This is a genomic window from Roseateles sp. GW821-FHT09B06 (genome assembly GCF_059418245.1).
Genome location: NZ_JBWKPM010000006.1, coordinates 1 through 23806 on the forward strand (window position 1 = coordinate 1; position 23806 = coordinate 23806).

General features: G+C 68.8%; 22 protein-coding genes and 3 tRNA genes. 4 read left to right on the forward strand and 21 right to left on the reverse strand.

Translation table 11 applies throughout. The features are described 5' to 3' along the window. The 4 genes from AC07OQ_RS07080 to AC07OQ_RS07095 all read right to left on the reverse strand — a co-directional run. Positions 1 to 92: GTP-binding protein (locus tag AC07OQ_RS07080; protein WP_005434227.1), on the reverse strand; the 92-nt coding region annotated here is incomplete at its 3' end. A 42-nt stretch (positions 93 to 134) separates the two neighbouring features. Continuing rightward, a tRNA-Thr gene (locus AC07OQ_RS07085) sits at positions 135 to 209 on the reverse strand. Positions 210 to 289: 80 nt separating this feature from the next. Continuing rightward, a tRNA-Gly gene (locus tag AC07OQ_RS07090) sits at positions 290 to 363 on the reverse strand. Positions 364 to 446: 83 nt separating this feature from the next. Then, positions 447 to 532, reverse strand: a tRNA-Tyr gene (locus tag AC07OQ_RS07095). A 392-nt stretch (positions 533 to 924) separates the two neighbouring features. On the opposite strand from AC07OQ_RS07095, the gene AC07OQ_RS07100 reads away from it, so the two are divergent. After that, complete coding sequence (locus AC07OQ_RS07100) at positions 925 to 3570, forward strand: TonB-dependent receptor (protein ID WP_495052401.1); 2646 nt, start codon at positions 925 to 927, stop codon at positions 3568 to 3570. A 96-nt stretch (positions 3571 to 3666) separates the two neighbouring features. On the opposite strand, the gene AC07OQ_RS07105 is transcribed toward AC07OQ_RS07100, so the two are convergent. The 15 genes from AC07OQ_RS07105 to trpE all read right to left on the reverse strand — a co-directional run bounded on the left by AC07OQ_RS07105 (position 3667) and on the right by trpE (position 19011). After that, positions 3667 to 4377 (reverse strand): DUF6445 family protein, encoded by a 711-nt coding sequence (locus tag AC07OQ_RS07105; protein WP_495052402.1) that lies wholly within the window; start codon positions 4375 to 4377, stop codon positions 3667 to 3669. A 43-nt stretch (positions 4378 to 4420) separates the two neighbouring features. Beyond that, entirely contained in the window at positions 4421 to 5494 is a 1074-nt protein-coding gene (locus AC07OQ_RS07110; RefSeq protein ID WP_495052403.1) for an acyltransferase family protein, read from the reverse strand. Between the two features lie 4 nt (positions 5495 to 5498). Then, on the reverse strand, positions 5499 to 6410 hold the full coding sequence (locus AC07OQ_RS07115; protein ID WP_495052404.1) for a glycoside hydrolase family 16 protein: 912 nt from the start codon (positions 6408 to 6410) through the stop codon (positions 5499 to 5501). Positions 6411 to 6423: 13 nt separating this feature from the next. Next, on the reverse strand, positions 6424 to 7734 hold the full coding sequence (locus AC07OQ_RS07120) for an MFS transporter (protein ID WP_495052405.1): 1311 nt from the start codon (positions 7732 to 7734) through the stop codon (positions 6424 to 6426). Between the two features lie 16 nt (positions 7735 to 7750). Continuing rightward, positions 7751 to 9232, reverse strand: coding sequence for a beta-N-acetylhexosaminidase (nagZ, locus tag AC07OQ_RS07125; protein ID WP_495052406.1), 1482 nt, complete (start codon positions 9230 to 9232; stop codon positions 7751 to 7753). Positions 9233 to 9341: 109 nt separating this feature from the next. Then, entirely contained in the window at positions 9342 to 10364 is a 1023-nt protein-coding gene (locus AC07OQ_RS07130) for an SIS domain-containing protein (protein WP_495052407.1), read from the reverse strand. Then, positions 10345 to 11481, reverse strand: a complete 1137-nt coding sequence (nagA, locus tag AC07OQ_RS07135) for an N-acetylglucosamine-6-phosphate deacetylase (RefSeq protein WP_495052408.1) — start codon at positions 11479 to 11481, stop codon at positions 10345 to 10347. Before nagA ends, AC07OQ_RS07130 begins: the two co-directional genes overlap by 20 nt. A 21-nt stretch (positions 11482 to 11502) precedes the next feature. Then, positions 11503 to 12261: a GntR family transcriptional regulator gene (locus tag AC07OQ_RS07140; protein WP_495052409.1), complete on the reverse strand. Its 759-nt coding sequence runs from the start codon at positions 12259 to 12261 to the stop codon at positions 11503 to 11505. Beyond that, the gene (locus AC07OQ_RS07145; RefSeq protein ID WP_495052410.1) at positions 12261 to 13193 is read right to left on the reverse strand and encodes a glucosamine kinase nucleotide-binding domain-containing protein; all 933 of its coding nucleotides are present in this window, start codon (positions 13191 to 13193) and stop codon (positions 12261 to 12263) included. The genes AC07OQ_RS07140 and AC07OQ_RS07145 overlap by 1 nt, the downstream gene beginning before the upstream one ends. Before the next feature lie 117 nt (positions 13194 to 13310). Then, positions 13311 to 13997, reverse strand: coding sequence for a uracil-DNA glycosylase (locus AC07OQ_RS07150; protein WP_495052411.1), 687 nt, complete (start codon positions 13995 to 13997; stop codon positions 13311 to 13313). Next, the gene (gene trpC / locus AC07OQ_RS07155; protein WP_495052412.1) at positions 13994 to 14794 is read right to left on the reverse strand and encodes an indole-3-glycerol phosphate synthase TrpC; all 801 of its coding nucleotides are present in this window, start codon (positions 14792 to 14794) and stop codon (positions 13994 to 13996) included. Before trpC ends, AC07OQ_RS07150 begins: the two co-directional genes overlap by 4 nt. A gap of 5 nt (positions 14795 to 14799) precedes the next feature. Continuing rightward, positions 14800 to 15837, reverse strand: coding sequence for an anthranilate phosphoribosyltransferase (gene trpD, locus AC07OQ_RS07160; protein WP_495052413.1), 1038 nt, complete (start codon positions 15835 to 15837; stop codon positions 14800 to 14802). Between the two features lies 1 nt (position 15838). Further along, positions 15839 to 16867, reverse strand: a complete 1029-nt coding sequence (gene ltaE / locus AC07OQ_RS07165; RefSeq protein WP_495052414.1) for a low-specificity L-threonine aldolase — start codon at positions 16865 to 16867, stop codon at positions 15839 to 15841. Next, positions 16864 to 17448 carry an anthranilate synthase component II gene (locus AC07OQ_RS07170; protein ID WP_495052415.1) on the reverse strand — a complete coding sequence of 195 codons (585 nt, stop codon included), beginning with the start codon at positions 17446 to 17448 and terminating at the stop codon, positions 16864 to 16866. Before AC07OQ_RS07170 ends, ltaE begins: the two co-directional genes overlap by 4 nt. Positions 17449 to 17526: 78 nt before the next feature. After that, the gene (trpE, locus tag AC07OQ_RS07175; protein ID WP_495052416.1) at positions 17527 to 19011 is read right to left on the reverse strand and encodes an anthranilate synthase component I; all 1485 of its coding nucleotides are present in this window, start codon (positions 19009 to 19011) and stop codon (positions 17527 to 17529) included. A 402-nt stretch (positions 19012 to 19413) separates the two neighbouring features. Here trpE and AC07OQ_RS07180 point away from each other — a divergent pair, with 402 nt between their 5' ends. Next, entirely contained in the window at positions 19414 to 20022 is a 609-nt protein-coding gene (locus AC07OQ_RS07180) for a chalcone isomerase family protein (RefSeq protein WP_495052417.1), read from the forward strand. On the opposite strand, the gene gph is transcribed toward AC07OQ_RS07180, so the two are convergent. After that, positions 20004 to 20672, reverse strand: coding sequence for a phosphoglycolate phosphatase (gene gph / locus AC07OQ_RS07185; RefSeq protein ID WP_495052418.1), 669 nt, complete (start codon positions 20670 to 20672; stop codon positions 20004 to 20006). The genes AC07OQ_RS07180 and gph overlap by 19 nt on opposite strands. Positions 20673 to 20734: 62 nt before the next feature. Beyond that, the gene (locus AC07OQ_RS07190) at positions 20735 to 21538 is read right to left on the reverse strand and encodes an SDR family NAD(P)-dependent oxidoreductase (RefSeq protein WP_495052419.1); all 804 of its coding nucleotides are present in this window, start codon (positions 21536 to 21538) and stop codon (positions 20735 to 20737) included. Positions 21539 to 21648: 110 nt separating this feature from the next. Between AC07OQ_RS07190 and AC07OQ_RS07195 the strand changes: the two genes are divergently transcribed. Further along, on the forward strand, positions 21649 to 22644 hold the full coding sequence (locus AC07OQ_RS07195) for a GlxA family transcriptional regulator (protein ID WP_495052420.1): 996 nt from the start codon (positions 21649 to 21651) through the stop codon (positions 22642 to 22644). Between the two features lie 61 nt (positions 22645 to 22705). Beyond that, positions 22706 to 23800, forward strand: a complete 1095-nt coding sequence (locus AC07OQ_RS07200; RefSeq protein WP_495052421.1) for a carbohydrate kinase family protein — start codon at positions 22706 to 22708, stop codon at positions 23798 to 23800. The last annotated feature ends 6 nt before the right edge of the window (positions 23801 to 23806 follow it).

Below are 23806 nucleotides of genomic sequence, written 5' to 3' on the forward strand. Positions count from 1 at the left end.
GCGGCCGTCAGCGTGGTCTTGCCATGGTCAACGTGTCCAATCGTGCCCACGTTCACGTGCGGCTTGGTACGTTCGAACTTGCCTTTTGCCATCTTGCGCTCCTGGAGGCGAACAGATCAGAAGAAAAGAATTGGTGGTGCCCATGACGCGGATCGAACGCGTGACCTCTCCCTTACCAAGGGAGTGCTCTACCACTGAGCCACATGGGCATCGGCACGGGTTTGGCGACTCATCGAGTCAGCAAACCGGTGTCGACACCTGCACAACCAATATCCATGACACCCATCGCTGGAGCGGGAAACGGGAATCGAACCCGTGTCATTAGCTTGGAAGGCTAAGGTTCTACCATTGAACTACTCCCGCCCGGGAGCATTGACCTCCTGAGTTCGGCAGATCGAACCAGTCACTGACTCGCTCGATCTGCCGGCCCATTCAATCGTTCGCCTTGGTGGAGGAGGCTGGATTCGAACCAGCGTAGGCGTAAGCCAACAGATTTACAGTCTGCCCCCTTTAGCCACTCGGGCACCCCTCCGAGGCGAGCCATAGACTATAGCACAGCAAATTTTCAACGCAAAGCTTTTTTCCAGACGCTGGCGAAAGGAGTCGCGCACAAGCCCCTACCCACCCTGCAAATCTCGAGCGTCCGCGAGCAAAAATCGGCCTCCGCCAGCCAATACCAATTCACTACCAAGACCTCGCGACAAGGGGGAGGGAACCGTGGTTTCGGCACCAGTTAGCAGGGAAAACGCGGATCAAAATTGGTAGCAAAGTGGCACTATCAAGACTTATAGTGGCATGGCATTGGTTGTATTTGCAGATCCAGTAGAGGCGCCAGGCGCATGCCAGTTTGCTGTTCGGTATGGGCTGAGGTTCCGCGTCGCAACCGGCCACTCACGAATCCAGGCCATATCGAGGAGCAGTTTTATGAAGGTCAGACAGACCCCCATTGCGGCCGCCGTGTCGCTGACATTGCTGGGTGCAGCGCTCGCCGCCCAGGCCCAACAGGCGGAGCAAGCAGCCAAGAAGCCCGAAGCCACCCAGCTCGACCAGGTGGTGGTCACCGGCATCCGCGCCTCGCTGGAAACCGCCGTGAACATCAAGAAGAATGCCAGCGCCGTGGTGGACGCCGTGTCCGCCGAGGACATCGGCAAGCTGCCCGACTCCGACGTCGGCCAGTCCCTGGGCCGCATCCCCGGCATCTCGGTGGGCCGCGCCTTCGGCCAGGGCTCTTCGGTGTCGATCCGCGGCTCGGACCCGCAGATGACCTACACCACGCTGAACGGCCAGACCGTCGCGTCCACCGGCTGGTATGACCAGATGGACATCGACCGCTCGTTCAACTACTCCCTGCTGCCCGCTGAAATGATCGGCGGCATGGAGGTCTACAAGTCTTCGCAGGCCAACCTGACCGAAGGCGGCATCGGCGGCACGGTGATCGTCAAGACCCGCAAGCCGCTGGACCTGGCCGCCAATACCGCCTTCGCCAGCGTCAAGTACGGCGACGGCACCATCAGCGACTCCGAGAAGGAATTCTCGGGCCTGTACAGCTGGCGCAACGCCGGCCGCAGCCTGGGCGCGCTGGTCGCCGTCGGGCAACAGAAGGGCGACTACATCCGCCGCGGCGTCGAAGCCGACAGCCGCTGGTCCTCGGACGTCGCGCCCACCGCCTTCGTGCAAGAGCGCAAGCGCACCGCCTTCAATGTCGCGCTGCAGGCCCGTCCGGTCGACGGGCTGGAAGTGGGCCTGAATGTGCTGAGCCTGAAGCTCGACGCCAACAGCTCCAACAGCAGCCACTACATCTTCCACGACGCCAACTGCGACAAGCGCAATACCGCCGTCAAGTCGGACTTCAACCCCGACGGCATGTGCCTGCACAGCACGACCACCGCCGCCAACCCGCTGGCCAACGAGTTCTTCCAGGTCTGGGCCCGTGCCGCCGAGATGACCTCGGACAGCGCTGTCGTCGACGCTCACTACAAGCTCGACAACGCCAAGTTCGACTTCGTCCTCGGCTCCACCCGGGCCAAGGGCGGCACCTCGCTGACGGCCAACTATCAGGCCGGCTCCTGGGACGCGGGCGCCACCCTGCCCAAGTGGCAGGGCACGATCGACGCCACCGGCAAGCAGATCGGCATCCACCCCAGCTCGAACCAGTCCTTCACCGTCGCCAACCTGCCCGCGCAGATGAGCCCGCAGACCTGGGCCACCTCGCGCGGCCCGAACAAGGACAAGGAACAGTTCGCCCAGCTGGATGCCAGCTTCGACCTGAACTGGGGCGCGATCAGCGCCTTCAAGACCGGCGTGCGCTTTGCCGATCACACCTTCGAGAAGCGCAGCTACCGCCCGACCTGGAACGCGAGCATCGTCCCCGTCAACACCTCCGGCCTCTTTGACGGCTCGGTGGGCGTCGCCAGCTGGACCGTGCCGCGCCCGAACATCGGCGCGATGATCAGCAACACCGGCAAGAACATCGGCGGCTGGATCGAGGACCGCTCCGGCTACGGCGAGCTGAACGAGAAGAACCGCTCGGCCTACGGCATGTTCGAGTTCGACGCCCAGAACATGCGCGGCAACTTCGGCCTGCGCTACATCTCGACCGACATCAAGAGCATCGGCTACAAGTTCGACGGCACGCCGCTGGCCGCCGGCGACTATGCCGGCAACGAGAACTGGGGCCGCGGCTTCGCGACGACGAAGTCCAAGTACAACGACATCCTGCCCAGCGCCAACATCGCCTTCGACCTGAAGAGCAATCTGGTCCTGCGCATGACGGCCTCCCAGGCCATCACCCGTCCGAACTTTGCCAATATGTTCGGCGTGACGGTGTCGGGCTACAACGATGACCGGCCGAACAACGAGACCTGGACCGTCGGCAATGTCAACCTGAAGCCGCAGAAGTCCAACCAGGCCGACATCAGCCTGGAGTACTACTACGGCCGCGGCAACCTGCTGTCCGCCACCTTCTTCACCAAGGACATCTCGAACTTCATCACCGCCGAGGTGAAGACCAACCAGAAGGTCGGGCTGGTCGACCCCGTGACCGGCGTGGACAACTGGACCGTGCAGAGCTTCGTCAACGCGGGTGGCGGCAAGATTCGCGGCCTGGAACTGCAGGCCAACCACGCGTTCAACAACGGCTTCGGCGTCATCGGCAACTACACCTTCACCGAAGGTACCGCCCCCGCCAGCAGCTACCTGGATCAGCTGGGCGTCTTCACCCAGGCCTCCAAACACAACGTGAACCTGGTCGGCTATTACGAGACCCAGAGCTACTTCGGCCGCCTGGCCTACAACTGGCGTTCCAAGTACATGATCCGCGAGGGCGCCTACTGGTATGGCAACCGCATGCACGATGCCTATGGCACGCTGGATGCCAGCCTGGGCTGGAACATCACCAAGAACCTGAAGCTGTCCTTCGAGGCGCTCAACCTGACGAAGGAAGACGACGTCCAGTACGGCGCCGCCGCGGCCTCCAACACCGGCATCAAGGACCCGCTGCGCGCCGGCTTCCCGGCCTGGAGCTTCAAGGGCGAGACGACCTACAAGCTGGGCCTGAGCGCCAAGTTCTGATCGGGCAATTGCCCCCATGCGAGAGCCCGGCACGCGCCGGGCTCTTTTTCATTGCGGATCCGTGCGGCGCTCGAGCGAGCGCCGCCCCAGCGGGCATCAGAAGTCGAAGAAGGAATTCAGCGTCAGCCGCCCGCGCCGCGGCTCGCTCTCGATGCTGAGCGCCGGGTTGATGCAGGCGCTGTGCAGCAGGCTGCCCGGATAGACCACCAGGCGGTTGAAGCGGGCCGGAATCATGCCCAGGAATTCGAACCGCTCGTCGCCCCGGTCGAAGTAGCGCAGCGGCGGCGGGCGGCGGTTCAGCTCCTCGTAGTAGACGTCGAGGTACTGCTCGCGGTTCCCGGCCGTGACACGCTGGATGCCGGTGGCCTTGTGGCGATAGAAGCCGGTGCCGCCATGGTGCTCGTCGCAGAGGTAGAGCAGCACCGCCATATGGTGCGGCGTGCTGGCGTCGAAATGCGGCGTGCGCTGCAGCGGGCCCAGTTCGCCGGGCGCATGCGTGGTCAGCGAGAAGACACAGGGGCTCTTGCGCAGCTCCAGCGCCTCGGGCACGCCGAAGTTGATCCGGATCAGCGGGTCGATCAACTCGACCAGCCTGGCCGAGTAGCCGGCCGGCGCCTCGGCGCGCAGGCCCGGATAGCCCTTCCGCTCGTCCTTGCGCGGATAGGGCTCGTAGCGGCTCGCGCAGGCCGCCTCCAGCAGGGCCTGCGGATCTTCCAGGAAGTTGTCGATCAGCACCAGCTGGTGTTCGCCGATCCGCACGGAGCGGATGTCCGGCGGCATGCGAATCGCGAAGGGATCATCACTCATGCCCGGATTCTCCGTCCCGGCGCGCCCGCGGCGGCAGCTCCGGCTAGACCTTGATGTAGATGCGCCGCGCATCCAGCACCCGCACGATCCCCCACCAGACCGTGACGAAGGCCAGCGCGAAGGCCAGCGAGCGCCCCTGCGGCCCCACCAGCGGCTCCAGCCAGCCGAAACCATGTGCATAGAGCGGCCCCATCCCGCCGACACCTTCCAGCAGCACCGTGCAGATCCAGGCCCCGGCATAGGCGGCGATCGCATTGACACCGAAGCCGCGCCCCGGCGCCGGCCAGCCGCGCCGGTCCACCAGCGCATGCGCCAGCAGCAGCGCCAGGCAGGCCCAGCCGCCGGTCCAGAGCACGAAGCTGCCGGTCCACAGCTGCTTGTTGAACGGCAGCCAGGGCGTCAGCGCATGGCCCAGCGCCATCACACCGAGGCCCAGCCCGCACAGCGCCGCCAGCCGGCCCTTGCGCAGCAGCTCGCCGGCGCGCAGCCCCAGCAGGCAGGTGGCCAGCGCGCCCAGGGTGCTGAGCAGGCCCTCGGGCTCATGCGCCAGGCCGGTGGCCGGATTCCATTCATAGGCCAGGCGCCCCAGCACGGCCGTATCGATGCGCGAGGCCAGATTGCCGGCCTTGTCCAGCGGCCCGCCCCACAGCAGCAGGGCCGCATAGCCCAGCAGCAGGCCAGCCAGCAGCAGCCACTGCGAACGGGCACGCAGGTACAGCGCCGCCAGGCCGGTGAGAGCGAAGCACAGGCCGATGCGCTGCAGCACACCCAGCAGGCGGAACTCCGGCTTGTCCATCAGCCACCAGGCCAGCGCATGCAGGGCCAGCCCCAGCAGCAGGATGCGCAACGCGCGCTGCAGCACCACGCGCGCCATCGGCGCGGGCGCGGCGCCGGCCTCGATGCGGCCGCCCATGCTCAGCGCGATCGAGACGCCGACGATGAACAGGAGGAAGGGAAAGATCAGGTCGGTGGGCGTGCAGCCATGCCAGGCGGCATGCTGCAGCGGGGCATAGACATGCCCCCAGTCACCGGGGTTGTTGACCAGCAGCATGGCCGCCACGGCCAGGCCGCGCAGCGCGTCGACCGAGGCCAGGCGCTGATTGCTCGATGTAGTCATCGCGTCAGAAGTCGCAGCGGCTTTCCAGCGGCGGCTGGGCGGCCGGAACCTGATCGAGCCGCCCGGTGCCGGCGCGGCGCAGCGCACCGACCTGGTCCAGCACCTGTTCCGGGCTCAGCCGCATGTTGCGCACGTGGAAGACCCAGTCGACGTCCTGCTCCCAGACCCGTGGCATGCCCCCTTGCGGCAGCGGCCCGCCCGGCGAGAACCAGAGGTTGAAGTTGATCGACATCGGCACCACCGGGTAGTTGCGCCCGCCATGCCGGGCGACCTGGCGGCCGTCGATGAACAGGCGCGTCTGCCCGTCCAGTATCTGCATCATCAGCACATGCCACCCGTCCAGCGAGGCGAACTCCTCGTGCGACTGGTTGTAGGCCTGCCAGGGATTGAGCTGCACGGTCTGCCAGGTGATGCCATAGAGGCGCGTCTTCTCGCTGCCCCAGCCGCCGTTGGGCAGGTATTCCCAGTCCAGCTCGCTGAACTCGGGATCGAAGTCATGCCTCAGCGGGCTGACCACATAGAAGGTCTGGATCACCGGGTCACCATCGGCGCCGCTGCTGGGCACATCGCGAAAGCGCAGGCGCGCCGCGTAGGTGCCTTCCAGGTATTTGCGCTGATGGCACAGCTGGGCCTGCGCGGTGCCGGGGCCGGTGCCGTCGGTCTGGGCCGTCAGGCGCAGCAGGCGGTTGCCCTTAGCGTCGGGGTCGTCCAGCAGGCTCAGGCCCTCGGGGGCCCAGCGCGCGCCCTCGATGCCGGGATGACCCGCCTTGCTGCGCGGCATCCAGCCGCCCTGCCCCAGCTCGGCCGCCGAGCGGTAGGAGAAATCGTCGAAGAAAACCTGTCCGGCTTGCGCCAGGGCCGGTGGGCCCAACAACAGGGTGACACCGGCCGCCGTCAGCATGCCTCTCAAGCTCATACCCGTCACCACCTCAGTTGCCATGGGCCGGCGTCGCGGCCGGCTTGCCGGAGGGCTTGTCCGCCGCCTGCAGGCCCTTGCCCGGGATCTTGACGAAGAACATCAGCACGAAGGCCGGCACGCCGCAGGCGATGGTCCAGAGGAAGAAGCTCTGATAGCCCATGGCCAGCTGGATGTCGCCGCTGATGGTCTTGGAGAAGATGAAGCCCAGCTGCATCACGCCCGAGCCCAGCGCGTAATGCGCGGTCTGGAACTTGCCCGGCGCCACCGCCTGCATGATGTAGAGGATCATGCCGACGAAGCCGAAGCCGTAGCCGAACATCTCGACGCCGACCGCGAAACCGATGTGGAACAGGTCGGCCGGCATGGTGCTGGCCAGGTAGTAGAAGGTCACATTGGGCACGGCCATCGCGACGATCAGCAGGGGCATCGCGCGCCGCAGGCTCAACCAGGAGGTGAAGTAGCCGCCCAGGATGCTGCCGACCAGAAAGGCCGCGGTGCCCACGGTGCCGTAGATACCGCCGACCTGCTCGGTGGAAAGGCCGAGCCCCCCCTTGTCGCGCGCCTCGATCAGGAACAAGGGACCGATGGTCTGCACCTGCCCCTCGGCAAAGCGGAACAGCACGATGAAGAGGATGGCCAGCCAGATGCCGGGCTTGCCCAGGAAATCGGCGATCACCTCCCGCAAGGTGTGCCAGACGCTGGCGACGGTCAGGTCGGCATGCTCGGTGTTCAGCACGCCCGGCAGGGCCCAGGCGTTGTAGGCCGCCAGCAGCGCCAGCAGCACGGCCAGCAGTACGAAGATCACCGACCAGGCATTCATCACGCCCAGCGACTTCTCCAGATGCCCGGCCAGCACCAGCAGCCCGCCCAGGGTCAGGAACTTGGAGGCGTTGAAGAAGGCGCCCTGCCAGCCGGCATAGGCGGCCTGCTGCCGGGCGTCGAGACTGGCCATGTAGAGCCCGTCGCAGGCGATGTCGTGGGTGGCCGAGGCATAGGCCAAGAGGAACAGCACCGCGATACTGGCGGCGAACCACATCGGCAGCTGCAGCGCCACGGCCATCAGCCCGAGGCCGACGGCCCCGGTGAACTGCATCGCCACGACGATCAGCTTCTTGCTGCGCGCCAGCTCCAGGAAGGGGCTCCACAGCGGCTTGAAGGCCCAGGCCAGGCCCAAAGCGCCGGTCCAGCGCGCGATCTGGTCGTTGGCCACGCCCATGTTCTTGAACATCAGGCCGGCGATCAGCATCACGACGAAGAACTGCAGGCCCTGCACGAAGTAGAGGCTGGGCACCCAGCGGATGGGGGAGCGGGGCTGGGTCATGGCGAAGGCCTCGGCTTCAGTTCAGGGTCACGGGCGGCGTCGCCGTGGCGGCGGCGCGGCCTTCCAGCCAGGCCTGCAAGGCCGCCAGCGCGCCCTCGGCATAGCCCCAGCTGATCACGGTCGGCGCGGCCACGTCCAGCGACTGGAAGGGATTCCACAGCACCAGGTGCAGATCCGGCCGCCAGCCGGCCGCTTGCGCGCCGTAGCGGGCCCGGTGGGTGGAGGCCAGCACATTGAAGCGGCCGTCCCGGGGCACATCGGCCCAGTCCAGCGCGTCGATGTCGGGCAGCGCCACGAACTCGGCGTCGGCAAAGCCGGCAAACAGCGCGCGCACCTGGGCGCCGGTGGGGCCGGCCTCGGAGACGCCGTCGGTGGGTACCTTGTCCTGCACATAGATGCGCAGCGGCTGGTCCAGGCGCGGGGCGGCGGCGCCGCGCAGCGCGGTCAGCCCCGCGGCCCAGGCGCGGCGCATCAGCGCGTCGTCCGGGCTGCGCTGCGCGTCCGGGTATTCGCTGTGCCGCACGGGATAGGCCGCGGCCAGGGCATCCAGGCGCGCGGCGGCACGCAGGCCCTGCGCGGCGCCCAGCTCGCCGCGCGCGAAGGCCGTGGCCAGCGCCTCGATGGCCTGGCCCTGCTCGGCCAACGAGCCCTGGGCCAGGATCATGTCGGCACCGGCATCGATGGCCAGCACCGCGGCGCGCGCATAGCCATAGCGCTCGGCGATGGCCTTCATCATCAGCGCATCGGTGATCACCACGCCCTGGTAGCCCAGCTCCTCGCGCAGGATGCCGCCCAGCACCTTCTTGGACAGGGTGGCCGGATGGTCGGGGTCGATCTGCGGGTAGACGATGTGCGCCGTCATCATCGACGGCGCCTGGTCGCGCAGGGCTTTGAAGGGGAGCAGTTCCAGCGCGTCGAGCTCGGCCCGGCTCTTGTCCACCGTCGGCAGGTCCAGGTGCGAATCCACATGAGTGTCGCCATGACCGGGGAAATGCTTGATGCAGCAGGCCACGCCCTCGGCCAGCGAGCCGCGCATCCAGGCCCCGGCCAGACGGATCACCGCGTCGGCGTTCTCGGCGAAGCTGCGCTCGGCGATCACCGGGTTGGCCGGGTTGTTGTTGATGTCGGTGACCGGTGCGAAGTTCCAGTTGATGCCGATGCCGCGCAGGCCGCGCGCCACCGCGCCGCCTACCTGCTCGGCCAGCGCCGCGTCGCCGGCGGCGCCCAGGGCCATCGCCGAGGGCGGCTGCGGCAGGAAGGTGGCGCGCACCACCGAGCCGCCCTCCTGGTCCAGGCCGATCAATGCGTTCGGGCCCAGCACCGCGCGCAGATCGCGAGTCAGCGCGCGCACCTCCGCCTGCGTGCCCAGGTTTTTGCGGAACAGGCAGACGGCGCGGATCCCATGCTCGCGCAGGAAGGCGGCGGTCTCGGCATCCAGCGATTTGCCGGGAATGTCGACCATCACCAGATGGCCGGGACGGAATTGCGTGGGGCTCATATCGCTCGTTCTGTGGCTCGGCTCGCATTCCCGGGTGGGCGCCGCAGATCCGGCTTCGCCGGGCTGCCGGCGCCGCCCCTTGAGGGGCGCGCGCAGCGCGTAGGGGTGCTCAATGTGTCTTGGTGACCTTGGCCAGATGGCGCGGCTGGTCGGGGTTCAGGCCCCGGGCCCGGGCCAGCGCTTCCACCATCGGGTAGAAGCTCTGCACCGCGGCGATCGGGTCCAGGTCCTCGTTGCCGGTGGTGGCGAGCTCCAGCTCGGCGCCCGGCGTACCTTTCGGCGCGGCCAGCAGCACGCGCGCACCGCGGCCGCGCATCTCCTCGGCCAGCGCGATCAGGCCGGCCTGGGCCGGGCCGCGCGGCGCGAACACCAAGAGCGGATAGCCCTCCTCCACCAGCGCCATCGGGCCATGCTTGACCTCGGCGCCCGAGAAGGCCTCGGCCTGGATGCCGCAGGTCTCCTTGAACTTCAGCGCCGCTTCCATCGCGATCGCCAGGCCGGTGCCGCGGCCGATCACGAACAGCTTGTCGGCATCCTGCAGCGCCTCCACCGCCGCATCCCAGCGCAGCTGGGACGCGGTCCCCAGCGCCTGCGGCAGGGTCTGCAGCGCGGCGGCGAGGTCTTCGTCGTCCTGCCAGGCCGCGACGAGGCGGGCGCCGGCCACCAGCTGGGCGATATAGCTCTTGGTGGCGGCCACGCTCTGCTCCGGGCCGGCATGCAGCGCGAACACATGCTGGGCGGCCGCGGCCAGTGGCGAACCGGTGGCATTGACGAAGGCGACGGTGCGCGCGCCCTGCTGGCTGAAGTACTGGGTCGGCGCGACCAGATCGGGGCTCTGGCCCGACTGCGAGAAGGCCAGCGACACCAGGCCCTTGCTTTCGATCTTGCTCTGGTAGAGCGTGATCAGCGACATCGGCAGCGAGGTCACCAGGCGGCCCAGGCGCGCCATCATCAGATAGGCCATGTAATGCGCCGCATGGTCCGAGCTGCCGCGGGCGATCGTCAGCAGGCCGCCGGGCGGCTGGGCGCGCAGCGCCTCGCCCAGCGCCGCATAGGCGCCCTGATCGGCGGCCAGCTGGCGCGCCACGGCGGCGGGCGCGCTCAGCGCCTCTTCAAGCATTCGCGAGGTCAATCTCTTCTCCTTCGACGACCACGCGCTGCAACTGCAGGTCCCGGTCCAACACCACGAAATCCGCCCAGGCGCCGATGGCCAGACGCCCCCGGTCCTCCAGGCCCATGTAATCCGCCGCATGGGTGGAGACACGGCGCGAGGCCTCCGCTATCTCCAGGCCCAGGCCCACCAGGTTGCGCAGCGCCTGGTCCAGGGTCAGCGTGCTGCCGGCCAGCGTCCCATCGGGCAGGCGCACGCCGCCCATGCACTTCATGACCTTGTGGCGGCCCAGGCGGTATTCGCCGTCGGGCATGCCGGCCGCCGCGGTCGAATCGGTGACGCAGAACAGGCAGGGAATCGAGCGCAGCGCCACCTTGATCGCGCCCGGATGCACATGCAGCAGGTCCGGGATGATCTCGGCATAGCGCGCATGCGCCAGCGCCGCGCCCACCATGCCGGGCTCGCGGTGATGCAGGCCGGTCATCGCGTTGAACAGATGCGTGAAGCCACCCGCGCCCTGCGCCAGCGCGGCCACGCCGTCCTCGTAGGTGCCCAGCGTGTGGCCGATCTGCACCCGGAAGCCGGCGGCGCGCAGGCGTCCGATCAGCTCCAGGTTGCCGGGCAGTTCGGGCGCCAAGGTGATCAGGCGGATCGGCGCCAGCGCGTGCAGGGCCTGGATCTCCTCGATGCTGGCGGGCTTGGCGAAATCGGGCTGGGCGCCCAGCTTGCCGGGGTTGATGTAGGGGCCTTCCAGATGCACGCCCAGCACGCGTGCGCCATTGGCGGCGCGCTCGCGGCACAGCGGTCCCAGCGCGCCCAGGGCCTGGCGGATATCGTCCATCGGCGCCGTCATCGTGGTGGCCAGCAGGGCCGTGGTGCCGTGGCGCGCATGCATGCGGGAGATCGCGCGGGCGGCGTCGCCGCCCTCCATGGTGTCGCGGCCCGCGCCGCCATGCACATGCAGGTCGATGAAGCCGGGCAGGATCAGCGGCAGCGGCGCGCGCCCGCGACGGACCTCGGATTCGGGGACCGGTTCGCCCTGGATGCGGACGATGCGTCCGTCCTTCTGCTCCATGGCGCCGCGCACGAAACCCTGCGGCGTCAGGACATAGCCCTCGATGTGCTCTACCAACCTCATCCCTGTCCTGTAGTTCGGCCGCTAGCCCTCGCGCCGCATCTCGGCGACGAAGTCGTAGTAGTCGCTGCGGCAATACGAATGGGTCAGCTCGACGGCCTGACCCGACTCCAGAAAACCCACGCGCGTGATGAACAGCACCGCCTGGCCCACCGGCACCTCCAGCAGCGCCGCCAGCTTGGGTTCGGCATTGATGGCGCGGATATGCTGCAGCGCGCGCACCGGCGCGCCGCCATGCTTGGACAGATGGGCGTAGAGCGAGGACTCCACCGCCTGCGGATCCGGCAGCACGGCCTCGGGCAGCACGCTGACCTCGTAGGCCATCACCACCGCGTCCGCCAGGCGCAGGCGCTCCAGGCGCGAGACGCGCGCGCCGGTGGCCAGGCCCAGGCTCAGCTGCTCGTCCGGCGCGGCCAAGGTGAAGCTGCGCGTCAGCCACTTCGAGCTGGGCTTGAAGCCGCGCTGGTGCAGTTCCTCCGAGAAGCTGGTCAGGCGCGACAGCGGCTGCTCCAGCTTGGGCGCGATGTAGTTGCCCGAGCCGCGCTTGCGGATGATCAGCCCCTGCTCGACCAGCCGGTCGATGGCCTTGCGCGCGGTCACGCGCGACAGGTCCAGCGCCTCGGACAGCACCCGCTCCGAGGGCAGGGCCTCGTCGGCGTGGTAATGGCCGTCGCGGATCGCCTGGGCCAGCTTGTGGGCCAGTTGCATATACAGCGGCGAGGCCGCCTGGGCATCGGGCTTGAATTGGAAAGGCAGCTTGGTTGTTGTCGTGGTGGAGCTCATCACAGTCCCTGTTCGGTGAGCGCGCGGCCGATCATCAGCAGCGCACCGTCCGCCGAGTCGCCTTGCGGCTCGACGCAACGGGCTCGAATGGTGCCTGAGAATTGATCGCCCACCCGCCGCGCGATGCTGCCGCACAGCGCCAGCGGCAGGCGCCCCGACGGGTCCAGGGCCTGGGCCAGCCTTTCCAGTTCGGCCACCGCCTCGTCCACGAAACCCTGGGCCACCGCATCGGCAGCGGCCTGCTCGAACACCAGCGGCGCCAGGCCGGCAAAGCCATGCTGGCCGGCCGCGGCGCAGAAGGCCGCCAGCTGGTCGCGCTGCGCGCCGGCCGCGGCCCAGACCGCGCGCGCCAGCGCGCCGGCCGGCACGCGGCCGTCCATGGCCTGCTGGGCATGGCGGACGGCCTTCAGCCCCAGCCAGGCGCCGCTGCCCTCGTCGCCGGTGACCCAGCCCCAGCCGCTGATCAGCACGCGCGTGCCGTCCTCGCGCAGGGCCTCGCCCACCGCGCCGGTACCCGAGGCCACCACGGCGCCGGGCCGGCCGCCATGGGCGCCCAGCACCGTCGTGAAGCCGTCGTTGTCCAGCAGCACCCGGGCATAGCCGGGCTGCAGGGCCAGGAAGCCCTCGGCCTGCTCGGCGATGGTGGCGCCCGACAGGCCCAGGCCGATCGCGCATTCGGCCAAATCCAGCTCGGCCAGCTCGGCCTGGGCACAGGCCAGCGCACAGGCCTGCTGGATATGCCGCCAGGCCTGCTCCAGGCCCTGGCCCAGGGCCGAGGGACCGGCCTCGCCCTGCCCCAGCAGGCCCCCCTGGCGGTTCGCCAGGCGCAGGCGCGTGCCCGTGCCGCCGCCGTCCACACCGATCAGGTAGCGGATGGGCTTGCGGGCAGAATGCGAGGGCGCGCCGGAGGCGCGGGTGAAAACCGTGTTCATAATTTAATACCAGTCTAGTACCAAAAACGCTTGAGCGTCAATTGGTATTGGCTGAAATTACTATGAGTCGGCTTAAAGCGGCCTGTTTCCCGGGTTAATACCAATGAGGCACCAGCCTCAGGCGGGGAGACCCCAGTCGATGGCCCGGCCCTGCGCGGCCAGCCAGGCGGCGGCCTGCGAGAAATGCCCGCAGCCGATGAAGGGCACCGGCGGCCGGCTGGCCGACAGCGGCGAGGGATGGTTGGCCTGCAGCACCAGATGCCCCGGCCCGGCCGCTTCGATCAGCGCCGCCTTGGCCTGGGCATGCGCACCCCACAGCATGAAGACCTTGGATGCCGGATCGGCCGCGGCGCGCGCAATCAGCGCGTCGGTCAGCGCCTCCCAGCCACCGCCCTTCTGGAATTTGGCATGGCTGGCCGGCGCGCCGTCCTCCACGGTCAGGCTGGTGTTGAGCAGCAGCACGCCGCGGCGCGCCCATTCGCCCAGATGACCGCTGGCCGGCGGTGCCTGGCCCAGGTCACGTTGCAGCTCCTTGAAGATATTGCGCAGGCTGGGCGGCAGCTTCTTCAGGCCCGGCGGCACCGAGAAGGCCAGGCCCTCGGCCTGGCCGGGGCCATGGTAGGGGTCCTGGCCCAGGATCACGGCGCGCACCTCGGCGAGCGGCGTCAGCTCCAGCGCGCGCAAGGGTTCGGGCGGATAGATCAGCGCACCGGCCGCCCGCCGCGCGGCCAGATGCGCTTCCAGCGCCCGGCCGGCCGGGCTCTCGCGCCAGGCCTCGACGACAGCCTGCCAGTCGGGGCTCAAGAGAACAGGGCGGCCAGGGCCGCGCCGGGATCGGGAGCCCGCATGAAGGCCTCGCCGACCAGGAAGGCGTTCACGTTCGCGGCGCGCATCGTCTGCACATCGGCCGGGGCCAGGATGCCGCTCTCGGTGATCAGCAGGCGGTCATCCGGCACCTGCTTCAACAGGCCCAACGTCGTGTCCAGCGTGACCTCGAAGCTGCGCAGATTGCGGTTGTTGATGCCCAGCAGCGGCGTCTTCAGGCGCAGCGCGCGCTCCAGTTCTTGGCCGTCATGCACCTCGACCAGCACGTCCAGGTTCAGGCTAGCCGCGCAGGCCTCCAGTTCGGCCATCTGGCCGTCGCCCAGGCAGGCGGCAATCAAGAGGATGCAGTCGGCGCCCATCGCGCGGGCCTCGAACACCTGGTACTCGTCGACCATGAAGTCCTTGCGCAGCACCGGCAGCGTGCAGGCCGCGCGGGCCTGGCGCAGGTAGTCGGCCGAGCCCTGGAAGAACTGCGCGTCGGTCAGCACCGACAGGCAGGCCGCGCCATGGCGCTCGTAGCTCTGCGCGATCTCGGCCGGGCGGAAATCGGCGCGGATCACGCCCTTGCTGGGGCTCGCCTTCTTGATCTCGGCGATCACGCCGCTCCCCTTCAAGGGGCTGCCTGCGGCGATCTTGGCGCGCAGCGCCGTTTCAAAACCGCGCGTGACGCGGTCGGCCTCGGCTTCTTCACGGAGGCTGGCCAGCGAGCGCCTGGCGCGTGCCGCCTTCATTTCCTCATGCTTGACCGCAACGATGCGCTTCAGGATGTCGTCCACCGCCCTCACTCCTTCTTGCCCAGCGCCCGGGTCGCCGCGACGAATTGTTCCAGCTTGGCCTTGGCCGCGCCGCTGGCGATCGCCTCGCGGGCCTTGGCGATGCCGGCCGCGATCGAATCGACCACATTGGCCGCGTAGAGCGTGGCGCCGGCATTCAGCAGCACGATGTCGCGCGCCGCGCCGGCCTCGTTGCTCAGCGCGCCCATCAGCATCACGCGCGACTCCTCGGGGCCGGCCACCTTCAGGCTGCGGTTGCTGACCATCGCCAGGCCGAAGTCCTCCGGATGGATCTCGCACTCGCGCACCTCGCCGTTCTTCAGCTCGCCCACCAGGGTGGCCGCGCCCAGCGAGATCTCGTCCATGCCGTCCTTGCCGTAGACCACCACCGCATGCTCGGCGCCCAGGCGCTGCATCACGCGCACCTGGATGCCGACCAGGTCGGGATGGAACACGCCCATCAGGATGTTCCTGGCGTCGGCCGGGTTGGTCAGCGGCCCGAGGATGTTGAAGATGGTGCGCACGCCCAGTTCCTTGCGCACCGGCGCGATGTTCTTCATCGCCGGATGGTGGTTGGGCGCGAACATGAAGCCGATGCCGGTCTGACGCACGCTTTCGGCCACCTGGGCCGGCGTCAGCATGATGTTGGCACCCAGGGCCTCCAGCACATCGGCGCTGCCGGTCTTGCTGGAGACGCTGCGGTTGCCATGCTTGGCGATCTGCGCGCCGGCCGCGGCCGCCACGAACATCGAGCAGGTGCTGATATTGAAGGTATGCGCGCCGTCGCCGCCGGTGCCCACCACGTCGACCAGATGCGGGCCGGCGACGACCGGCACCTTGTTGGACAGCTCGCGCATCACCTGCGCGGCGGCCGTGATCTCGCCGATGGTTTCCTTCTTGACCCTCAGGCCGATCAGCAGGGCCGACGCGATCACCGGCGACATCTCGCCGCTCATGATGCGGCGCATCAGCGCCAGCATCTCGTCGTGGAAGATCTCGCGGTGCTCGATGACGCGGGTCAGGGCTTCGTTGTCGGTGATGGGCATCTCAGTCTCCGAAATACGAACGGACGGCGGCGATCGCCTGGTCGACGCCGGCGGCGTCGACATCCAGATGGGTCACGAAGCGCAGGCGATAGAGGCCGGTGGCCAGCACGCCGCGCTGCTTCAGGTGCTCGATCAGGCCGGCCGCGCGTGCCGGCGCCACATCGGCGAACACGATGTTGGTCTGCGGCGCCTCGACCGTCAGATCCGGCAGCCCCTGCAGGCCTTCGGCCAGCCGCCGGGCCAGCGCATGGTCCTCGGCCAGGCGGCGCACATGGTGCTCGAGCGCGTGATGCGCGGCCGCGGCCAGCAGGCCGGCCTGGCGCATGCCGCCGCCGGCCATCTTGCGCCAGCGGTGCGCGCGCTGGATGAAGTCGCGGCTGCCGCACAGCACCGAACCGACCGGCGCGCCCAGGCCCTTGGAGAAGCAGACCGAGACGCTGTCGAAGTAATGGCAGATGCGGCGCGCCGCCGCATAGGGATCGGCGCCGTCCACCGCCACCGCAGCATTGAAAAGCCGCGCGCCGTCCAGATGGCGCGCCAGGCCCTTGCGCTGCGCCAGTTCGGACGCCGCGGCCAGATAGTCCATCGGCAGCACCTTGCCGCCGATCGTGTTCTCCAGCGCCAGCAGTCTCGTGCGCGCGAAATGCGCGTCGTCGGGTTTGATATTGGCCTCGATGTCGGAGAGCGCCAGCGAGCCGTCCGCCTGATGCGGCAGCGGCTGCGGCTGGATCGAGCCCAGCACCGCGGCGCCGCCGCCCTCCCAGCGGTAGGTATGGGCGAACTGGCCGACGATGTATTCGTCGCCGCGCTGGCAATGGCTCATCAGCGCGCAGAGATTGCTCTGCGTGCCGGTGGGCATGAAGAGCGCGGCCTCGAAGCCCAGGCGTTCGGCCAGATCGGCCTGTAGCGCATTGACGCTGGGGTCGTCGCCGAACACATCGTCGCCCAGCGCGGCGGCCAGCATGGCCGCGCGCATCGCGGCCGTCGGTCGGGTGACGGTATCGCTTCTGAGGTCGATAAGGCCGCTCATAGGACACGCTCCAGGAAATTCTTGAGCATCGCATGGCCATGCTCGGACAGGATGGATTCGGGATGGAACTGCACCCCTTCCAGCGGCGCGGCCGTGCCGGCCAGCTCGCGGTGGCGCACGCCCATGATCTCGCCGTCCTCGCTGCGCGCGCTGATCTCCAGCACCTCGGGGCAAGTCGCCTCCTCGATCACCAGCGAGTGGTAGCGGATCACGCTGAAGTCCTTGGGCAGGCCCTTGAACACGCCCTTGCGGTCGGTCGTGACCATGCTGGCCTTGCCATGCATCTGGGTCTTGGCCCGGATGATCTTGCCGCCCAGCGCCGCGCCGATGCTCTGGTGGCCCAGGCAGACGCCCAGGATCGGCAGCCGCCCCTGGAAGGCGCGGATCGCCTCGACGCAAACGCCCGCCTCGGCCGGCGTGCAGGGCCCCGGCGAGAACACCAGATGATCCGGCTTCAGCGCGCCGATCTCCTCGACCGTGATCTCGTCGTTGCGCACGACCTTGACCTCGGCGCCGAGTTCGCCGAAATACTGCACCAGGTTGAAGGTGAAGCTGTCGTAGTTGTCGATCATCAGCAGCATGTCAGGACTCCCGCAGGGCCGCCCCAAGGGAGGCCAGCCCCCTCGGGGGGCAGTGAACGAAGTGAACGTGGGGGCTCATCAAAAACCCTCCTCAACCAGTTCGGCCGCACGGATCAAGGCACGTGCCTTGGCCTCGGTTTCCTTCCATTCCAGCTCGGGCACCGAGTCCGCCACGATGCCGGCCGCCGCCGAGACATAGAGGGTCTGATCCTGCACGATGCCGGTGCGGATCGCGATCGCCAGGTCCATGTCGCCGGCGAAGCTCAGATAGCCGCAGGCACCGCCGTAGATGCCGCGCTTGACCGGCTCCAGCTCGTCGATGATCTGCATCGCGCGGATCTTGGGCGTGCCGCTCAGGGTGCCGGCCGGGAAGGTGGCACGCAGCAGGTCCATATTGCTCTGACCCTTCTTGAGCGTGCCCTCGACATTCGAGACGATGTGCATCACATGCGAATAGCGCTCCACCGCGAAGGCATCGGTCACCTTGACCGAGCCGGTCTCGGCGATGCGGCCGATGTCGTTGCGCGCCAGGTCGATCAGCATCAGGTGCTCGGCGCGCTCCTTGGGGTCGGCCCTCAGCTCGGCCTCCAGCGCCTGGTCCAGCTCGGGCGTCGCGCCGCGCGGCCTGGTGCCGGCCAGCGGGCGGATCGTGATGCGGTCCTCGTCGGCGATGCGTTCGTGGCGCACCAGGATCTCCGGCGAGGCCCCGACGATCTGGAAGTCCCCCATGTCGTAGAAGTACATGTACGGGCTGGGGTTCAGCGAGCGCAGCGCGCGGTACAGGCTCAGCGGCGACTCGGTGTAGCGTTTGCTCAGGCGCTGGCCGAACACGATCTGCATGCAGTCGCCGGCGGCGATGTATTCCTTGGCCCTCAGCACGCCGGCCTCGAAGTCCGCGCGCTTGAAGTCGCGCTGCACCGGGTGCGACTGGCCGCGCTTGACCTGCGGGGCGCTGACGCTGTAGCCGAGCTTGTCGCGCAGCTCGGTCAGGCGCTTCTTGCCGCCGAAATAGGCCTCGGGCTGGGTGGGATCGGCATAGACGATCAGGTAGAGGCGCCCCGACAGGTTGTCGATCACCGCCAGCTCCTCGCATTGCAAGAGCATCAGGTCGGGCGTGGCCAGGCCGCCTTCCTTCTTCGTCTTGGCCAGCTTGGGCTCGATATAGCGCACCGCGTCATAGCCGAAGTAGCCAGCCAGGCCACCGCAGAAGCGCGGCATGCCGGGGCGCAGCGCGACCTTGAAGCGCTGCTGGTAGGCCTCGATGAAGTCGAGCGGGTTGCCTTCGTGGGTCTCGACCACCGCGCCGTCGCGCAAGACCTCGGTCGTGAAGCCTTCGCTCTTCAGCACGGTGCGGGCCGGCAGGCCGATGAAGGAGTAGCGGCCGAAGCGCTCGCCGCCCACCACCGACTCCAGCAGGAAGCTGTGGCGCCCCTGGCCGGCGCCGGCGCAGAGCTTCAGGTAGAGCGAGAGCGGCGTCTCGAGATCCGCGAAGGCCTCGCTGATCAGCGGGATGCGGTTGTAGCCTTGGGCGGCCAGGCTTTGGAATTCCAGTTCGGTGATCACGTCGTCAAACCTTTGATGCAAGGCGGCGCGGTCAAGAAACGGACGCGCGCACGCCGGATGTCAGGTCGCTTGACTGCGGCCATCCCGGGCGGGATCAATCAACAGGTTGGGATTGTGGGGCCCTTCGGTGACAAGGGGCCGGCAAGCTCAGGTCAAGCGGCTTCAGCGATGAAGTCGTGCGGGCGACGCCAGGGCCAGGCTCCCCGGTCGTTCGACCCCTTGATGTGCTTGCGCGTGATGAACATGGTGAACCAAGTGTAGCAGCGCGGACGCGGGTTCCGCCGCTCAGGGTTTGTGCGCGATGCCGGCGTGACGCAGGCCACGGACAAGCGTGCGCGGTTCGCGCCATACTCGCGCCCAGCCCGGCCCACCGGGCACGCAAGACGGAGCGAGACAGAACTTATGCGATCACTCATCACAGCCCTGCTGCTGGCCCTGGTGGCCTTCCAGGCCGCAGCGCAGCCGGTGGAGGTGGCCGGCGTCAAGTACGAGCCCACGGCCGAGGCCGGCGGCCAGAAGCTGCAGCTCAACGGCGCCGGCATCCGCTACAAGGCCATCTTCAAGGTCTACACCGCAGGCCTCTACCTGAACGCCAAGGCCGGCACGCCCGACGCGGTACTGAGCAACACCGGCCCGAAGCGCCTGCATATCCAGATGCTGCGCGACATCGACGGCAACGAGCTCGGCAAGCTGTTCACCAAGGGCATGGAGGAGAACGCCTCGCGCGAGGAGTTCGCCCGCGCGATCAACGGCGTGCTGCGCATCGCCGACATCTTCGCCACCAAGAAGAAGCTGGCGACCGGCGAGAACTTCAGCGTCGAATGGCTGCCGGGCACCGGTACCGTGGTCTATGTCAACGGCGCCAAGGTGGCCGGCGACCCGATCAAGGAGCCCGAGTTCTACAACGTGCTCTTGAAGATCTGGCTCGGCAAGGCGCCGGCCGATGCGCAGCTGAAGGACGCGCTGCTGGGCATCCAGCGCAGCAGCGGCCGTCAGCCCTCGGGCAGCTGAATCAGGTCCAGCCGGTCCAGGTGCTGCAGCGCCGGCACCGCATCGATCGGCTCGCCATGGTTGTAGCCATGGCGCAGCAGCACCACCGGGCAGCCGGCCGCATGCGCGGCCTGCGCATCGTTGCTGGAGTCGCCGATCATCCAGGTGACCGACGGGCTTGTGCCCAGCGCCTCGCAGGTCTTCAGGAGCGGCAAGGGATCGGGCTTCTTGCGCGCGAAATCGTCGCCACCGAACACCCGCTCGAAATAGCCCGCCAGCCCCTTGCGCGCCAGCAGTTCGCGCGCAAACGCGGCCGGCTTGTTGGTCAGACAGGCCATCGGCAGGCCCAGGGCCTTGAGCTTGTCCAGGCCCGCGACGGTGCCCGGGAACAGGTCCGAATGCCGGCCGTTGAGCCGCTCGTAATGGTGCTGGTAGCGCGCCCAGGCCGGCTCGTACAGCGCCGCCGCGCCGCCGACCTGGCCCAGGGTCGAGCGGATCAGGTACTCGCTGCCCCGGCCCACGGTCAGCTCGACGAAGTCGCGCGTCACCGCGGGCAGGGCCAGTTCGGCCAGCACCAGGTTGAGCACCGCGACAAAGTCGCCGAGGGTGTCGACCAGGGTGCCGTCGAGGTCGACGATGAAGGCTTGGGGCGGCGGAAGGCTTTGGGGCATCGTGAGGGCGGCCGGGAACATGGAAGGCCGCCCATTCTCGCCGCGGCGCTTCTTCGGCCTCCTCAGACGCCGTAGCGCGCGCCCGGCCGATCGTGCGCGAAGCGCTGCGCCAGCTCGCGCCGGCCGGCCTCGTAGCGCAACCAGTCCTCGCCGTCCTGCAGCGAGGGGATCGTGACCGCCTCGCCCTGGTCCAGGCCCGCCAGCGCCGCGTCCACCATGTCCTCGGCGCGCATCACCCAGCCGGCCGGCAGCTGCTCGTGCGAATGGCCGGCCACGTCCCAGAACTCGGTGGCCGTCGCCCCGGGCAGCACCGCCTGCACCCGCAGACCCTTGTCGGCCAGCTCGTGCTGCAGCGACTGGGTCAGCGCCAGCACATAGGCCTTGCTGGCGCCGTAGACGCCGTTCAGGATCTCGGGGCCGATCGCGACGATCGACGCGATATTGATCACGGTGCCGCCGCCGCGCGCCACGAAGGCCGGTGCGGCCGCATAGCTGAGCCGCGTCAACGCGGTGATGTTCAGGTCGATCATCGCCTCCATGCGGTCGACGTCGCTGGCCAGCAGCGGCGTCACCGCGCCGAAGCCGGCATTGTTCACCAGCAGGCGGATGCCCTGATCCTCCTTGATCAGCGCCTCGACCCGGCGCAGCTCGCTGCCGTTCTCCAGATCGGCGCGCAGCACGCGCACCTGGCGGCCGGGGTGGGCGGCGCGGATGCGCGCGGCCACCTCGTTCAGGCGCGCCTCGTTGCGCGCCACCAGCACCAGGTCGTGGCCGCGCCGGGCCAGCCGGTCCGCATAGAGGGCGCCGATGCCGCTGGAAGCGCCGGTGATCAGGGCCGTGCCCTGGGTGGAGGTCTGCGTGCTCATGATGGGGTCCTTGTTGAATCCGGCTCGAAGCAAGCCGATGTCCTGATTCTGGGGATGGCCATCGAAGTCTGAAATGACATGTTTACCGCAAAAAGAGACATACTCGCCAGATGGACAAGGACCCCACCCCCGCCGCCCGCAAGATCGCCCTGCTGGTGTTCCCCGGCTTCCAGATGCTGGACCTGGCCGCGCTGACCGTGTTCGAACTGGCCGCACTGTCGGAGCCGGCGGCGCGCTACCAGGCGGAACTGGTCTCGGCGCAGGGCGGGCTGGTGCTCAGCTCGGCCGGCCTGGCGCTGCAGACCCGCGCGCTCGGCCGCAGCCACTTCGACACCCTGCTGATCGCCGGCCCCACCCTGCTGAATGCGCCGTTCGCGCCGGAGCTCGTCGCGGCGCTGGCCGGCGCGGCGCGGCGTGCGCGCCGGGTGGCCAGCATCTGCACCGGCGCCTTCCTGGCCGCCGACGCGGGCCTGCTGGCGGGCCGGCGCGTGACCACCCACTGGGCCCATGCGCAGGAGTTGCAGCGCCGCCACCCCGACATCCGCCTGCAGGACGACCGCATCTTCGTGCACGACGGTCCGGTCTGGAGTTCGGCCGGCATGTCGGCCTGCATCGACCTGGCGCTGGCCCTGGTGGAGGCCGATTTCGGCGCGGCGCTGGCCAAGTCGGTGGCGCGCAAGATGGTGGTCTACCACCGCCGCACCGGCGGGCAGTCGCAGTTCTCGGCCCTGTCCGAGCTGGAGCCGGCCTCCGACCGGGTGCGCGACGCCCTGGTTTATGCACGCGCCCATTTGCGCGAGCCGCTGACCGTGGAGCAACTGGCCGAGCGGGTGCATTGGAGCCCGCGCCATTTCAGCCGCGCCTTCCGGCTGGAGACCGGCCTCTCGCCGGCCAAGGCGGTGGAAAAGCTGCGCCTGGAGGCGGCGCGCGAAATGATCGAGGCCGGCCACGATTCGCTGGGACGCATCGCCCGGGACAGCGGCTTCGGCGACGAGGAGCGCATGCGCCGCGCCTTCCTGCGCAGCCTGGGCAAGCCACCGCAGGCCCTGCTGCGCGAGCAGCGCCGGCCCGCGGCGGCCACCGCGCTGCTGCCGGCGGCCTACTGAGCGCCGGCGATCATAAGGACATTTGTTTATAAAACGAACGAATGTTTGTTACCATGGCGGCATGCTGGACAGCAAGAAAGAGCAGCTGCTCGCCCTGATCCGCGCCAATCCCTTCGTCGGCCAGCAGGAACTGGCCGAGCGTCTGGCGCTGTCGCGCTCCGCGGTGGCCGGCCATGTGGCCGGCCTGACGCGCGAGGGCCGGCTGCTGGGCCGCGCCTATGTGCTGCCGCCGGCCGCCGCGCCGATCGTCTGCATCGGCGGCAGCAATATGGACCGCAAGCTGCGCAGCCTCAAAGCCCTGCAGATGGGCGAATCCAACCCGGCCAGCCAGCGCGAGACGCCCGGCGGCGTGGCCCGCAATGTGGCCGAGAACCTGGCGCGCCTGGCCTTGCCGGTGCGCCTGCTGAGCGCCGTCGGCGACGATGCGGCCGGGCATGCGCTGCTGGACGAACTGCAAGGGCTGGGTGCCGACACCAGCGGCTCGCTGCGCCTGGCCGGGCACAGCACCGGCAGCTACACCGCGGTGCTCGATCCGGCCGGCGCCATGGTGCTGGCCTTGGCCGAGATGGCGGTGACCGAGGCGCTGACGCCCGAATTCCTGCGCCAGACCGCGCCGCTGCGCGCCGGCGCCGGCCTGCTGGTGGCCGACCTCAATCTGCCGGCCGACAGTCTGGCCCAACTGGCCACCGAGGCACGGGCGCAGCCGCGCCCGCTGCTGCTGGTCGCGGTGTCGGCCCCGAAGATGGCGCGCCTGCCCGAGGACCTGCGCGGCGTGGCCTGCCTGCTGCTGAACGAGGGCGAACTGGCCGCCGTGCTGGGCCGGCCGCTGACCACGCCGGCCGATGTCGAAGCCGCTTGGCGGCTGCTGCGCGCGCGCGGCCTGCGCCAGCTGGTGCTGACACGCGGCAGCGCCGGACTGCTGCACAGCGGCGCCGATGCCGCCCTGCATGCGCAGCCCGCGCCCGCGGTGGCGGTGCGCGACGTCACCGGCGCCGGCGATGCCTTCGCGGCCGGCGTGGCCGCTTCCCTGTACCAGGCCCCGCAAGACCTGGCCCTGGCCTGCCGCCGCGGCCTGGCCCTGTCGGCCCTGACCCTGCAGACCGAGGCCACGGTCCATCCGGACCTGGGCCCCGCGCTGCTCGCACAAATCAGCTGAGGACCC

Excerpts from the sequence above, each read along its gene's own strand:
- AC07OQ_RS07100 (WP_495052401.1), top strand. The coding sequence starts at position 925 with ATGAAGGTCAGACAGACCCCCATTGCGGCCGCCGTGTCGCTGACATTG.
- AC07OQ_RS07105 (WP_495052402.1), bottom strand. The coding sequence starts at position 4,377 with ATGAGTGATGATCCCTTCGCGATTCGCATGCCGCCGGACATCCGCTCC.
- AC07OQ_RS07110 (WP_495052403.1), bottom strand. The coding sequence starts at position 5,494 with ATGACTACATCGAGCAATCAGCGCCTGGCCTCGGTCGACGCGCTGCGC.
- AC07OQ_RS07115 (WP_495052404.1), bottom strand. The coding sequence starts at position 6,410 with ATGAGCTTGAGAGGCATGCTGACGGCGGCCGGTGTCACCCTGTTGTTG.
- AC07OQ_RS07120 (WP_495052405.1), bottom strand. The coding sequence starts at position 7,734 with ATGACCCAGCCCCGCTCCCCCATCCGCTGGGTGCCCAGCCTCTACTTC.
- nagZ (WP_495052406.1), bottom strand. The coding sequence starts at position 9,232 with ATGAGCCCCACGCAATTCCGTCCCGGCCATCTGGTGATGGTCGACATT.
- nagA (WP_495052408.1), bottom strand. The coding sequence starts at position 11,481 with ATGAGGTTGGTAGAGCACATCGAGGGCTATGTCCTGACGCCGCAGGGT.
- AC07OQ_RS07140 (WP_495052409.1), bottom strand. The coding sequence starts at position 12,261 with ATGAGCTCCACCACGACAACAACCAAGCTGCCTTTCCAATTCAAGCCC.
- AC07OQ_RS07145 (WP_495052410.1), bottom strand. The coding sequence starts at position 13,193 with ATGAACACGGTTTTCACCCGCGCCTCCGGCGCGCCCTCGCATTCTGCC.
- trpD (WP_495052413.1), bottom strand. The coding sequence starts at position 15,837 with ATGCCCATCACCGACAACGAAGCCCTGACCCGCGTCATCGAGCACCGC.
- ltaE (WP_495052414.1), bottom strand. The coding sequence starts at position 16,867 with ATGAGCGGCCTTATCGACCTCAGAAGCGATACCGTCACCCGACCGACG.
- AC07OQ_RS07170 (WP_495052415.1), bottom strand. The coding sequence starts at position 17,448 with ATGCTGCTGATGATCGACAACTACGACAGCTTCACCTTCAACCTGGTG.
- AC07OQ_RS07180 (WP_495052417.1), top strand. The coding sequence starts at position 19,414 with ATGCGATCACTCATCACAGCCCTGCTGCTGGCCCTGGTGGCCTTCCAG.
- gph (WP_495052418.1), bottom strand. The coding sequence starts at position 20,672 with ATGCCCCAAAGCCTTCCGCCGCCCCAAGCCTTCATCGTCGACCTCGAC.
- AC07OQ_RS07190 (WP_495052419.1), bottom strand. The coding sequence starts at position 21,538 with ATGAGCACGCAGACCTCCACCCAGGGCACGGCCCTGATCACCGGCGCT.
- AC07OQ_RS07195 (WP_495052420.1), top strand. The coding sequence starts at position 21,649 with ATGGACAAGGACCCCACCCCCGCCGCCCGCAAGATCGCCCTGCTGGTG.
- AC07OQ_RS07200 (WP_495052421.1), top strand. The coding sequence starts at position 22,706 with ATGCTGGACAGCAAGAAAGAGCAGCTGCTCGCCCTGATCCGCGCCAAT.